This is a genomic window from Frigoribacterium sp. ACAM 257, assembly GCF_007954365.1.
Lineage (GTDB): Bacteria > Actinomycetota > Actinomycetes > Actinomycetales > Microbacteriaceae > Frigoribacterium.
On sequence record NZ_VOLO01000002.1, the window covers coordinates 483,181 to 496,099 of the forward strand.

General features: G+C 70.4%; 10 protein-coding genes. 5 read left to right on the forward strand and 5 right to left on the reverse strand.

What is annotated here, in order from left to right:
- Positions 1–66: 66 nt before the first annotated feature.
- From ES689_RS08710 to ES689_RS08725, 4 genes are all read right to left on the reverse strand, one after another.
- Positions 67–834, reverse strand: coding sequence for an ABC transporter ATP-binding protein (locus tag ES689_RS08710; RefSeq protein ID WP_146903628.1), 768 nt, complete (start codon positions 832–834; stop codon positions 67–69).
- Between the two features lie 17 nt (positions 835–851).
- The gene (locus ES689_RS08715) at positions 852–1,922 is read right to left on the reverse strand and encodes an ABC transporter ATP-binding protein (RefSeq protein ID WP_146903631.1); all 1,071 of its coding nucleotides are present in this window, start codon (positions 1,920–1,922) and stop codon (positions 852–854) included.
- A 94-nt stretch (positions 1,923–2,016) separates the two neighbouring features.
- Complete coding sequence (locus ES689_RS08720) at positions 2,017–3,003, reverse strand: branched-chain amino acid ABC transporter permease (protein WP_123547729.1); 987 nt, start codon at positions 3,001–3,003, stop codon at positions 2,017–2,019.
- A gap of 11 nt (positions 3,004–3,014) precedes the next feature.
- Positions 3,015–4,382, reverse strand: a complete 1,368-nt coding sequence (locus ES689_RS08725; protein WP_223269491.1) for a branched-chain amino acid ABC transporter permease — start codon at positions 4,380–4,382, stop codon at positions 3,015–3,017.
- A 275-nt stretch (positions 4,383–4,657) separates the two neighbouring features.
- Between ES689_RS08725 and guaB the strand changes: the two genes are divergently transcribed.
- Positions 4,658–6,160: an IMP dehydrogenase gene (gene guaB, locus ES689_RS08730; RefSeq protein WP_146902955.1), complete on the forward strand. Its 1,503-nt coding sequence runs from the start codon at positions 4,658–4,660 to the stop codon at positions 6,158–6,160.
- Between the two features lie 114 nt (positions 6,161–6,274).
- On the opposite strand, the gene ES689_RS08735 is transcribed toward guaB, so the two are convergent.
- Positions 6,275–7,228, reverse strand: coding sequence for a hypothetical protein (locus ES689_RS08735; RefSeq protein ID WP_146902958.1), 954 nt, complete (start codon positions 7,226–7,228; stop codon positions 6,275–6,277).
- A gap of 275 nt (positions 7,229–7,503) precedes the next feature.
- Here ES689_RS08735 and ES689_RS08740 point away from each other — a divergent pair, with 275 nt between their 5' ends.
- From ES689_RS08740 to ES689_RS08755, 4 genes are all read left to right on the forward strand, one after another.
- A complete protein-coding gene (locus tag ES689_RS08740) occupies positions 7,504–8,625 on the forward strand; it encodes a GuaB3 family IMP dehydrogenase-related protein (RefSeq protein WP_146902960.1) in 1,122 nt (373 codons plus the stop codon).
- 117 nt (positions 8,626–8,742) lie between these two features.
- Positions 8,743–10,602 carry a glycerol-3-phosphate dehydrogenase/oxidase gene (locus tag ES689_RS08745; RefSeq protein ID WP_146902964.1) on the forward strand — a complete coding sequence of 620 codons (1,860 nt, stop codon included), beginning with the start codon at positions 8,743–8,745 and terminating at the stop codon, positions 10,600–10,602.
- A 213-nt stretch (positions 10,603–10,815) separates the two neighbouring features.
- On the forward strand, positions 10,816–11,346 hold the full coding sequence (locus ES689_RS08750; RefSeq protein WP_146902966.1) for a cation:proton antiporter regulatory subunit: 531 nt from the start codon (positions 10,816–10,818) through the stop codon (positions 11,344–11,346).
- Positions 11,347–11,352: 6 nt separating this feature from the next.
- Positions 11,353–12,879, forward strand: coding sequence for a cation:proton antiporter (locus ES689_RS08755; protein WP_146902969.1), 1,527 nt, complete (start codon positions 11,353–11,355; stop codon positions 12,877–12,879).
- Positions 12,880–12,919: the final 40 nt, after the last annotated feature.

Here is a 12,919-nt window from a genome sequence, read left to right on the forward strand (position 1 = left end):
GCGGAGGCGGCGGGCTGTGGCGGGGCCATGCCCGCCGCCGACAACGCCGCAGATCGCGTGCAGTCGTCAGTGCGACTCGTTGACGTCCTTGGCCAACGTGCCGAGGTAGAGCTCGATGACCTTGGGGTCGTCGGCCAGCTCGCGTCCGGTGCCCGAGTAGGCGTTGCGGCCCTGGTCGAGCACGTAGCCCCGGTCGCAGATCTGCAGGCAGCGGCGGGCGTTCTGCTCGACCATGATCACGGAGACGCCGGCCTTGTTGATGCGGCGGGTGCGGATGAAGGTCTCGTCCTGGCGCACGGGCGAGAGACCGGCCGACGGCTCGTCGAGCAGCAGCACCTTCGGGTCCATCATCAGCGCGCGGGCCATCGCGACCGACTGGCGCTCGCCGCCCGAGAGCGACCCGGCACGCTGGCCGCGACGGTCGCCGAGCACGGGGAACAGGTCGTAGATGTACTCGAGCCGCTCGGCGAACAGCTTGGGGCGGAGGAACATCCCCATCTGCAGGTTCTCCTCGATGGTGAGCGAGGGGAACACGTTGTTCGTCTGCGGCACGAAGCCGACGCCGGCCTGCACGAGCTTGTTGGCCTTGAGGTTCGTGATGTCCTCGCCGCCGAGCGTGACGCTGCCCGAGTGGATCTTGACGAGGCCGAACAGGGCCTTCAGCAGCGTCGACTTGCCGGCGCCGTTCGGGCCGATGATGCCGATCAGCTCGCCGGGGTAGCAGACGAGGTCACAGCCGTTGAGGATGTTCACCCCCGGCAGGTAGCCCGCCGTGAGGTCGCTGGCGTTCATGATGGGCTCGATGCCGGCGAACTTCTCGGTGCCGGGGTGCATCTCGGTCGTCGAGGCGCTCATCGCTTGTCTCCGCTCTGCTGGCCGTCGGCCGCGTTCGTGGCCGTCGGGGTCGACGGGTCGGGGGAGCCGGGCAGGTCGCGCCCGGGCGTGCCGCCACCGGAGCCGGCCGTCGAGGAGGCGCCCGTCGCGTCGGCCTCGCGGGCCGCGTCCTCGGCTGCCACCTCCTGCTCGAGCTCCTCGAGCACCGAGTCCGTCAGCAGCGAGTCGTCGCCGAGGTCGGTGTCGTGGTGCGCGCCGAGGTACGCGTCGATGACGGCCTGGTCGTCCATCACGGTGTCGGCCGGGCCCTCGGCCACGACCTTGCCCTCGGCCATCACGATGACCCAGTCCGAGATGTGACGCACCATGTGCATGTCGTGCTCGACGAAGAGCACGGTGGTGCCGTCGTCGCGCAGGCTCTGGATGTGGCCGAGCAGCGACTGCGTCAGGGCCGGGTTCACTCCGGCCATCGGCTCGTCGAGCATGATCATCTCGGGGTCGCTCATCAGGGCGCGGGCCATCTCGAGCAGCTTCCTCTGGCCGCCCGAGAGGCTGCCCGCGTAGTCGTCCTTCTTCTCATGCAGCTTGAACCGGTGCAGCAGGTCCTCTGCCTTGATCGTGATCTCGCGCTCGCGCGCCCGCCACAGCGGCGGCACGATGCCGACGAAGAAGTTCTCGCCGGGCTGGTCGCGGGCGCCGAGCAGCATGTTCTGCATGACGGTGAGGCGCGAGAGCGCCTTCGTCAGCTGGAACGTGCGCACCATGCCGGCCCGCGCGACCTTCGCGGCGCCGACGTTGCCCATGGGCTTGCCGTCGAAGACCCACTTGGCCGTGTCGACCCCGCGCTTGAATGTGGTCGGTGCCGACGACGCCTTGTCGAACCCGGTGAGCAGGTTGAAGAAGGTCGTCTTGCCGGCCCCGTTGGGGCCGATCAGCGCGGTGATCGCACCGCGCTGCACCTCGACGTGCTGCACGTCGACGGCCGTCATCCCGCCGAAGCGACGGACGACGTTGTCGACGGTGAGGATCGAGTCCGGCTTGGCCGAGCCGGGGGTGCGCTCGACGCTGCTGAGCTTGCCGCGCAGCACCTCGCGGTCGTAGTCGTAGCCGGGCTTGTCGCGACGGCCGGTCGTGCCGGTCGTGCCGGTCGTGTTCGTCGAGGTCGTGCTCGACGTGTTCGTCTCAGACACTGAACGACAACTCCTTCTTGTTCCCGAGGATCCCTTGTGGGCGGAAGATGATCAGGCACATCAGGGCGATGCCGACGAGGACGTACGAGAACTGGTCCGCCTGCTGGTTGCTCATGATGCTCGCGGGGATGAAGTCGCCTGCCAGGGTGCGGATCAGGAGGCGGACGACGAAGAACAGGATCGCTCCCAGCACCGGTCCGAACACCGTCGCGGCGCCTCCCAGCAGCAGGGCCGTCCAGATGAAGAACGTCGTCGAGCGGCCGAGGGCGTCCGGCTGCACCGACGAGGGCAGCACGTAGATGATGCCCGCCAACGAGCCGATCACGCCGCCGAAGACCAGCGCCTGCATCTTGTACGAGAAGACGTTCTTGCCGAGGCTGCGCACGGCGTCCTCGTCCTCGCGGATGCCCTTGAGCACGCGGCCCCACGGGCTGCGGCTCAGCAGGAAGACGATCAGGCAGAGCAGGGCGACGAGCGCCCAGGCCACGATGCGGATCCACCAGCCGTTGACGCCGTTGTTGTCGTAGGTGAACCACAGGATCGTGGTCTGGCCGTCGGGCAGCGGAGACAGGGCGGTGAAGGGATCGCGGTACGACGAGCCGGTGATGCCGTTCGAGCCGCCGGTGACGTCCGTGAGGATGCTCGAGCGGCCGACCATGCGGATGATCTCCGCGGCACAGATCGTCACGATGGCGAGGTAGTCGCCTCGCAGCTTCAGGGTCGGGACGCCCAGGATGAGCGCGAACACGAGACCGCCGGCGAGGCCGATGAGCACGGCGAGCCCGAGGGGAAGGCCGTTCACCAGCGAGATCGCGAAGCCGTAGGCGCCGACGAGCAGGAAAGCCGCCTGGCCCATGTTGATCAGGCCGGTGAAGCCGAAGTGGATGTTGAGGCCGATGGCCGCGAGCGCGAACGCCGCGGTGGTCGGGGCGAGCGCCTCGCCGGTGAGCTGGCGGATGAGGTCGATGACGTAGTCCATGGTTCTTCCCCTCAACCGATCCGCTCGGCGCGACCGAAGATGCCCTGCGGCCGGAACAGCAGGATGACGATCAGGATGAGCAGTGCGGTGGCGTACTTGAAGTCACCCGGGAGCACCAGGTTCGTGAGCTCGACGATGACGCCGATGATGAGCGAGCCGACGAGCGCCCCGAAGGAGGTGCCCAGTCCGCCGAGCGTGACGGCCGCGAACATGAGCAGCAGGATCTGCAGGCCCGTCATCCAGTTGACGCCGTTGAGCACGAGGCCGAGCATCACGCCGGAGAGGCCCGCGAGACCGGCGGCCAGCACCCAGACCAGGCGGATGATGCGGTCGACGTCGATGCCCGACGCGGCTGCGAGGGCCGGGTTGTCCGAGACCGCGCGGGTGGCACGACCGGTGCGGGTCTTGGTGAGGAACAGCCCGGTCAGCACGAGCACCACGATCGAGATGCCCATGGCCACGTACGACTGCACCGTCAGGGTGACCCCGGCGAGCGTGACCGTCGTCGGGTTGGCGGTCTGGATGCGCACCGTCGCGGCGCCGAAGAAGTACTGGAAGGCGTACTGCAGCGCGATGGAGAGGCCGATCGTCACGATCATCAGCTGCGTCAGGCTCAGGCCCTTCTTCCGCAGCGGTTTCCAGATGGCCGCGTCCTGCAGGAACCCGGTGGCGGCACAGATGACCACCGTCAGCGTCGCCGCCAGGAAGATGTTCATGCCGAGCTGGTTCGCGAAGACGTAGGCGAGGAGCCCGCCGAGCGTGACCTGCTCGCCGTGCGAGAAGCTGCTGAGGCCCGTGGTGCCGTAGATCAGCGAGAGGCCGATCGCGGCGAGGGCGAGCAGCAGGCCGAGGCGGATGCCGGACGCGAACTGCTGCGCGACGCGGTCCCAGCTGAACGACGAGGCCTGCGCGCCGCCGGTGGTGGCGCCCTCGGTCTCGCTGAGCTGGAAGATCACGCCGGCGTTGGCGCCGAGCGTGGCGTTCACCATGCGCTCGTCCTGCTCCGCGTTCGTGAGGAACTGGCCGTCGGGCAGCGAGTCGGTGTCGAGCGTGACCGTGTACTGGCCGGCCTCGGTGACGGGCAGCGCCCAGCGGCCGGTGCCGTCCACCTCCGCGGTCTGCTCGAAGCCGCCGGGGCCGGCCACCTGCAGGACGACTCCGCTCGCGGGCTCGCCCTCTGAGGTGCGGATGCTGCCCTGGATGCAGCCGGTGGCGGGGTCGACGGTGCACGAGGCGGTCGCACCGCCGGACGCGTGGGCTGCGGCGGGCGCCAGCATCACCGAGACGAAGGAGCCGGCGAGGCCGAGCAACAGCGCGAGGACGGTGACGATCAGGGCAGGCCGCAGCGCGCGCGGTGCGATGGTCGTGTCGGGTTTCACGGAACCTCCTGGACAGGTGCCAGTCGGGGCGATGCCCCGGGTGCCGCTGGCCCACCGTCGTTGGTGAAGATACTTTCGCTGTGTGTCGGCCGTGTTTCGTGCAGGACACAGGCGAGAGTCGAAAATTCGTCACCGAATCGTGTCCTCCTGGCCGGATCTCGGCGTGTCAGGGCCAGGAATGCAGGAGGCGCGGGCCGGGTTAAGATCGATCACCGGAGTCGACGGCGATCCGGTGCTCCCTCCTCCCACCTCACTCGCTCCTTCGAAGGGGACTCATGGACCAGCCGGATCCGTTCGGATTCATCGGACTCACGTACGACGACGTCATGCTCCTCCCCGGGCGCACGGACGTGATCCCGAGCGAGGCGGACACCTCGTCGCGCCTCACCAAGCGCATCCGCGTCGCCGTCCCGCTGCTGTCCGCCGCGATGGACACGGTCACCGAGTCGCGCATGGCGATCGCCATGGCCCGGCAGGGCGGCATCGGCATCATCCACCGCAACCTCTCGATCGAGGATCAGGCGGCGCACGTCGACAAGGTCAAGCGCAGCGAGTCGGGCATGATCACGAACCCCGTCACGACGTCGCCGGACGCGACCGTGGCCGAGGTCGACGCGCTCTGCGGCCAGTTCCGCGTTTCCGGCCTGCCGGTCGTCGAGCGCGACGGCACGCTCGTCGGCATCATCACCAACCGCGACATGCGCTTCGTCTCGCCCTTCGAGATGCAGACGACGTTCGTCCGCGACGTCATGACGAAGGCGCCGCTCATCACGGCGTCCGAGGGCGTCGACCCCGACTCCGCCGTCGCGATCTTCGCCCAGCACAAGATCGAGAAGCTGCCCCTGGTCGACGAGTCGGGCAAGCTGCGCGGCCTCATCACCGTGAAGGACTTCGACAAGAGCGAGAAGTACCCCGACGCCACGAAGGACGACGAGGGCCGTCTCCGCGTCGGCGCCGCGATCGGTTTCTTCGGCGACGCCTGGAAGCGCGCGTGCGCGCTCCGCGACGCGGGCGTCGACGTGCTCGTCGTCGACACCGCCAACGGCGAGAGCACCGGCGAGCTCGACATGATCAAGCGCATCAAGGCCGACCCGTCGTTCGCGGCGATCGACGTCATCGGCGGCAACGTCGCGACCCGCTCGGGCGCCGAGGCGCTCATCGAGGCGGGCGCCGACGCCATCAAGGTCGGCGTCGGCCCGGGCAGCATCTGCACGACCCGCGTCGTGTCCGGCGTGGGCGTGCCCCAGGTCACCGCCGTCTACGAGGCGTCGCTCGCCGCGCGTGAGGCCGGCGTGCCGGTCATCGCCGACGGCGGCCTGCAGTACTCGGGCGACATCGCCAAGGCGCTCGTCGCCGGCGCGGACACCGTCATGCTCGGCTCGCTGCTCGCCGGCTGCGACGAGAGCCCCGGCGACCTCGTCTTCGTGAACGGCAAGCAGTTCAAGAACTACCGCGGCATGGGCTCGCTCGGGGCCATGCAGACCCGGGGCAAGAACACGTCGTACTCGAAGGACAGGTACTTCCAGGCCGACGTCCCCACCGACGACAAGCTGATCCCCGAGGGCGTCGAGGGCCAGGTGCCCTACCGCGGCGCGCTCGGCAACGTCGTCTACCAGCTCACGGGCGGGCTGCGCCAGTCGATGTTCTACGTGGGCGGCCGCACGGTCGACGAGCTGAAGATGAAGGGCAAGTTCGTCCGCATCACGGCGGCCGGCCTCAAGGAGAGCCACCCGCACGACCTGCAGATGGTCGTCGAGGCGCCCAACTACCGCCGCTAGCCGCGCCGCGCGCCGCGCGCCGCGCGCCGGCCGCCGGCCGCGCCGCGCCGCGTGTCGTAGGCGAAAAGGGACGAGGTAGGGGTGGGTCCACCCCTACCTCGTCCCTTTTCGCCGTCACCGCTTGCGCGCGACGCCGGCACGGCGCAGCTTGTCCGGGAGTCGCGAAGCGTCGGCGATGTCTCGGCGCGTCCACCGGACGAAGCCCGCCGTCGAGGTCAGGGCACGGAGACGGTCTTCGCGTGACTTCTCGTCCTGGACGACCTGTTCCGGCGTGCGACCGTGCCGGTACGTCGCACCCCGGTACTTGACGTCACCGTCGAACTCGCCGAGCACGAGACGGTCCGGCTCGTCCGGGACGGGGAACGCGAAGTCGACGACCCCGATGAGTCCGTCCCCGTCGGAGAAGGGGACCTGCAGCTCGGGTACGACGAACCCGGCGTCGTGCGCGACGACGCGACTGACGGACTCGCCGGGTGACTCGCCACCGGGGTCCCCGAACTCGACGGCCCAGGCCGCTGTCCGACGTCGCCGTGCAGCGGCGCGGACGGCGAGCAGGGCACGGAGGCGCTCGCGCGTCGACAGCCCCGAGTGCAGCAGGTGGTCGGCGAGAACCACAGCCTGGACCCGGCTCCGCGACAGGAGCAGGTCCGTGACGGTTCTGTCGAGGGAGGTGACCGGGAGTCCCGAGCGCGTCGCGCGTTCCTCGAGAGGAAGGGGCGAGGCGCGGATGCGGAGGCGGGCGGTCGACGTGCCGCGTCGAGCGGTCGGGTCGACGAGCTCGACGGGTCCGGCGGGCCACCCCCATGTCGGGAGGCCCCAGACGAGCGCGGCTGACTCGTGGGAGAGGAGGAGCCCGTCCTTCCGGCGAGTCACGAGGGCGGCGACCGCACGGCGACGATGCTGCTCCCGTGGGTCGAGCGCGTGCCACACGCCGGCCTGGACGTAGGCACCGGGCCAGACACGCACGAGCGTCCCCGAGGCACATGCGCGGGCGAGCTCGCGGTCGTCACGACCCGACGCGACGAGATCACGGGCGAGCAGCAGGTCGTCGGCAGCGAGGGAGGCCATGAAGCGAGCCTGGAGGAGCAGGGAGCCCGGGCCGTGTCGAGTACGAAGCCCGGGGGAGAGTCACGCTGCCGGGTGCGGAGGTGGAGGGACCACGCATGGCGCCTCCTTCGCCCGCGGGCGGCGAGAAGGGACGCGGCAGGGGCGGGCCCACGCCTGCCGAGTCCCATGACGCCGACGCCGGACGAAGCGCGAAGGACAAGCAGCGCTGGGTGGCAGGGCGCGGCGGCGCAGGCAGGCCCCGGGGGCTCGGCCCGCGCCTCCGGTAGGGTTGCGGCGTGACTGAGGTAGAGATCGGCGTTTCCAAGCGCGCACGCCGCGCCTATGCGTTCGACGACATCGCGATCGTCCCGAGCCGGCGCACCCGCGACCCCCGAGACGTGTCCGTCAGCTGGTCGATCGACGCGTTCCACTTCGAGTCGCCGATCATCGCGGCGCCGATGGACTCGGTCGTCAGCCCGGCGACGGCCATCCGCATCGGCGAGCTCGGCGGCCTCGGCGTGCTCGACCTCGAGGGCGTCTGGACGCGGTACGACGACCCGGAGGCGGTGCTCGCGGAGATCCGCGACCTGCCCGAGGACGAGACGGTCGCCCGCATGCAGCAGATCTACGCCGAGCCGATCAAGCCCGAGCTGGTGACGGCCCGCATCGCCGAGATCCGCGCCGCCGGCGTGCCGGTGGCAGGCTCGCTCAGCCCGCAGCGCACCCAAGACCTGTACCAGACGGTCGTCGACGCCGGTGTCGACCTCTTCGTCATCCGCGGCACCACCGTGTCGGCCGAGCACGTGTCGAAGACGACCGAGCCGCTCAACCTCAAGAAGTTCATCTACGAGCTCGACGTGCCGGTCATCGTGGGAGGCGCCTCCACGTACACCTCGGCGCTGCACCTCATGCGCACGGGCGCGGCGGGCGTCCTCGTCGGGTTCGGCGGCGGCGCCGCCAGCACGACCCGCGCCTCCTTGGGCATCCACGCGCCGATGGCGACCGCGGTCGCCGACGTCGCCGGTGCGCGTCGCGACTACCTCGACGAGTCCGGCGGACGCTACGTCCACGTCATCGCCGACGGCGGGCTCGGCACCTCGGGCGACATCGTGAAGGCCGTCGCCTGCGGCGCCGACGCGGTCATGCTGGGCGCCGCGCTGGCCCGCGCCACCGACGTGCCCGGCGGCGGGTACCACTGGGGCGCCGAGGCGCACCACCCCGAGCTGCCGCGAGGCCGTCGCGTCCACGTCGGCCAGGTCGGCACCCTCGAGAAGATCCTCTACGGCCCTGCCGACTCCGTCGACGGCCAGGCGAACATCATCGGCGCGCTCCGTCGGGCGATGGCGACGACCGGCTACAGCGACCTCAAGGAGTTCCAGCGCAGCGAGGTCGTCGTCGCTCCCTACCAGCCGCACTAGGCGGCGTCGCCTCCCCGGGCGTCCCGATCTCACCTGGCGCTGCCAGCCGATCGGGCGTTGGATGGTCGCATGCACGGGTCCTCGGGCCCGCGACCGATCCGACGATGGAGGCACCGCATGGCCACGACCGCGACCGAATCCCTCTCCGCGAAGCTCGGGCCAGACGAGCGCGAGCGCGCCGTCGAGGCGCTGAAGACCGAAGAGCTCGACATCCTCGTGATCGGGGGCGGAATCGTCGGGGCAGGCTCTGCCCTCGACGCCGTGACGAGGGGCCTGAACGTCGGCATCGTCGAGGCTCGCGACTGGGGCTCCGGCACGTCGAGCCGTTCGTCGAAGCTGGTGCACGGGGGCATCCGCTACCTCGAGCAGCTCAACTTCCGCCTCGTGCGCGAGGCCCTGATCGAGCGCGGCCTGCTGCTGCAGCGCCTCGCGCCGCACCTCGTCAAGCCCGTGCGGTTCCTCTACCCCCTGAGCAAGCCGGTCTACGAGCGCTTCTACATCGGCGCCGGCATGGCCCTCTACGACATCTTCAGCTGGACGGGCGGGCGCCCGCCCGGGGTGCCCCACCACCGCCACCTCAGCAAGACCCAGGTCCTGCGCGCGATCCCGAGCCTCTCGAAGGACGCGGTCGTGGGCGGCCTCACCTACTACGACGCCCAGGTCGACGACGCCCGCTACGTCTCGTCGCTCGTGCGCACGGCGTCGAGCTACGGCGCCCACGCCGCCAGCCGGGTGCGGGTCGAGGGCTTCGTCAAGGTCGGGGAGCGCGTCGTCGGCGTCAAGGCACACGACTACCAGACCGGCGAGCACTTCGAGATCCGGGCCAAGCAGGTCGTCAACGCGACCGGCGTCTGGACCGACGACACCCAGGCCATGGTGGGCGAGCGCGGCCAGTTCAAGGTGCGTGCCTCGAAGGGCGTGCACCTCGTCGTGCCCCGTGACCGCATCCACTCCGACATGGGCATGATCTTCCGCACCGAGAAGAGCGTGCTGTTCGTCATCCCGTGGGGCCGCCACTGGCTGGTGGGCACCACCGACACCGACTGGGACCTCGACAAGGCGCACCCCGCCGCGACGGCGGCCGACATCGACTACGTCCTCGAGCACGTCAACAAGGTGATGGCCGTGCCGCTCACCCGTGACGACGTCGAGGGCGTCTACGCAGGTCTCCGGCCCCTCCTGGCCGGCGAGTCCGACCAGACGTCGAAGCTGTCGCGCGAGCACATCGTCGCGCACACCGTGCCCGGCCTCGTCGTCGTCGCCGGCGGCAAGTGGACGACCTACCGGGTGATGGCCGAGGACGCGATCGACGAGGCGGTCGCCGCGCTCGACGGACGCATCCCCGAGAGCACGACGATGGAGATCCCGCTGCTCGGCGCCGAGGGCTACCACGCCGCCTGGAACAAGCGCGGCAAGATCGCCAAGCAGCTGGGCGTGCACCGGGTGCGCGTCGAGCACCTGCTGAACCGCTACGGCACGCTGACCGACGAGGTCCTCGCGCTGGTCCGCGAACGGCCCGAGCTGGCCGAGCCGCTGCCCGGCGCCGACGACTACATCGGGGCCGAGGTCGTCTACGCGGCCAGCCACGAGAGCGCGCTCCACCTCGAGGACGTGCTGGCGAGGCGCACCCGGATCTCGATCGAGGCGTGGGACAGGGGCGAGTCCGCCGCTCCCGTGGCAGCCAAGCTGATGGCCGAGGTGCTCGGCTGGTCCGACGCCGAGACCGAGGAGGAGGTCGGCAACTACCTCAAGCGCGTCGCGGCCGAGCGCGCCAGCCAGCTCGAGCCCGACGACGAGTCCGCCGACCGTGTCCGCCTCGAGGCGCCCGACATCACGTTCGGCTTCGAGGAGGACGACATGGTGGTGCCCGGCGCCGACCAGGGCGGGGCGCCGAAGCCCGGCGAGGACGTCGTCGAGTCCGCAGGCACGCCCGCCGACGACACGTCGGCGGACGCCCCGGGCGGTCGCGCGAGCTAGCACCACGAGGTCGCGACGCGACCAGGACGCAGGAGGCGCGGTGCCCGCTCGGCGGGCACCGCGCCTCCTGCGTCCGCCCGCCGAGAACGACCCGTCGCTCCGGGAACACCTGGGGACGAGCGGGGGTTGTCCACCGCATGAGCAGCCCGGTGTCCGCGTCCGTGCCCGTCGCTAAGCTGAGACGACTGCCCCTGAGTGACCTGGAGTCGGACCATGGCTGATGTGCGTCGAGTGAAGCTCCCCGGTGTGGGCGTGCTGCACACCTTCGTCACCGACGACGGCGGCAAGTGCGGCGTGATCACGCACCGTTCGGGCCACAGCGACCTGATCACCTTCAGCGACGACGCCGACGGCGCCGACGTCAAGAAGGTCTCGCTCCGCCTCAGCGAGGACGAGGCGCACACGCTCGCCGAGCTGCTCGGCGGCACGCGCATCACCGAGTCGCTGTCGGCGCTCGACCAGATCCCCGGCCTCAGCATCGACTGGTTCACGGTCGACTACGACGACCACATCGCCGGCCAGCCGCTCGGCGACCTCGGCGCCAAGGGCGTCGTCGGCCTCACGGTCGTCGCCGTCGTGCGGGGCGACGCGGCCAACCCGGCGCCGTCGGGCGACTTCAAGGTGTTCCCCGGCGACACGCTGGTCGTGGCGGGCAGCCCCGAGAAGGTCGCGAAGGCCTTCGCCTGGTACCGTACGGGCCAGCTGCGCCACCGCAGCCCGGTCGACGCCCCGCCCGGGAGCTGATCGCCGGTGCACCTGGGTGAGGAGCTGGTCGTCCTCGGCGTCCTGCTGCTGATCGCCTACGGGCTGGGCAGGGCAGGCAAGCTGATCGGCCTGCCGTCCATCCCGATCTACATGATCGTCGGCCTGCTGGCGAGCACGAACACCGGCTGGTTCCCGATCAGCTTCGACTCGCACAACATCGAGCTCATCGCGATCTTCGGGCTCATCCTGCTGCTCTTCAACCTCGGCCTCGAGTTCGACCAGGACGAGTTCTTCTCCAACGCCGGCCGCCTGATCGTCTCGGGCGGCAGCTACATCGCCGTCAACATGGGCGTCGGCCTGGTCTTCGGCTTCATGCTCGGCTGGGGCACGCGTGAGGCGTTGATCATCGCCGGCATGACGGCGACGTCGTCGAGCGCCATCGTCACGAAGCTGCTCATCGAGCTCAACCGCCTGGCGAACCGCGAGACGCCGATGATCCTCGGCGTCACCGTCGTCGAGGACATCTTCATCGCCATCTACCTGGCCATCGTGTCGGTGGTGCTCAGCGGCGAGACCGACCCGCTGCCCGTCGTGCTCAAGCTGGTGGTCGCGTTCGCGTTCCTGGTCGCGATGTTCGCCGTCGCGCGGTGGGGCGGCGCCGTCGTGTCGAAGCTGATGCGCACCCGTGACGACGAGCTGTTCACGGTGTTGTTCTTCGGCCTCGCCGTGCTCTTCGCCGGCCTCGGCGAGATCCTCGGGGTGACCGACGCGATCGGTGCGTTCCTCATCGGCCTCATCATCGGCGCGACTCGGTACCGCAACCGGGTCGAGCAGTTCGCCCTGCCGATGCGCGACGTCTTCGGCGCCTTCTTCTTCCTCAACTTCGGCCTCGGACTCAACCCGTCGTTGTTCCCGAGCGTGCTCGGGCCCGTCGCGATCGCCGTCGGGATCACGATCACGCTGAACGTGATCGCGGGCCAGTTCGTCGCCTGGCTCAACAAGCTCGGGCCGCAGGCGGGCATCAACACCGCCGTGATCCTGCAGAACAGGGGCGAGTTCGCGCTGATCCTCGCGACGCTCTCCGCCGGCGCTGGGCTCGACGAGCGGCTGCAGCCCTTCGCCGGGCTCTACGTCCTCATCATGGCCGTTCTCGGCCCGGTGCTCGCGTCGAACTCCGAGCGCATCGGCGGCGTCGTGCTCCGCACCCGCCGCCGAGCGGAGCGCGAGGCGACCGAGGCGCGTCGCCTCGAGCGCGACGCCCGGCACTCGGAAGAGATCGCCCTGATGGAGGCGGCGCTCGCCGGGGACGAGCCGGCTGCGACGCGTCCCGGCGACGGCCGCGGCGCAGCCGGGGCCGATGCAGAGGCCGAGGCGGACGCCGACGACGAGGCCCTGCTCGGCACGCGAGAGCGCGCCGCGGCGGCGACCGCAGCCGCAGCCGCAGCCACGGCAGAGCCCGACGAGTACGACGACCTCGACGAGCAGGACCGGGCCCGCGCGGCGATCCTCGCCGACCAGGCCGGGCAGCAGTCCGACCAGAGGGCCACGCGCCGGCGCGACCCCGAGTACTGACCCGGGCGCGGACGCAGGCAGCGTGCACGGTCGACACCCA

What these genes read in the sequence shown, in the direction of transcription:
- ES689_RS08710 (WP_146903628.1), bottom strand. Translation starts at nt 834, where the DNA reads ATGCACCCCGGCACCGAGAAGTTCGCCGGCATCGAGCCCATCATGAAC.
- ES689_RS08720 (WP_123547729.1), bottom strand. Translation starts at nt 3,003, where the DNA reads ATGGACTACGTCATCGACCTCATCCGCCAGCTCACCGGCGAGGCGCTC.
- guaB (WP_146902955.1), top strand. Translation starts at nt 4,658, where the DNA reads ATGGACCAGCCGGATCCGTTCGGATTCATCGGACTCACGTACGACGAC.
- ES689_RS08735 (WP_146902958.1), bottom strand. Translation starts at nt 7,228, where the DNA reads ATGGCCTCCCTCGCTGCCGACGACCTGCTGCTCGCCCGTGATCTCGTC.
- ES689_RS08745 (WP_146902964.1), top strand. Translation starts at nt 8,743, where the DNA reads ATGGCCACGACCGCGACCGAATCCCTCTCCGCGAAGCTCGGGCCAGAC.
- ES689_RS08750 (WP_146902966.1), top strand. Translation starts at nt 10,816, where the DNA reads ATGGCTGATGTGCGTCGAGTGAAGCTCCCCGGTGTGGGCGTGCTGCAC.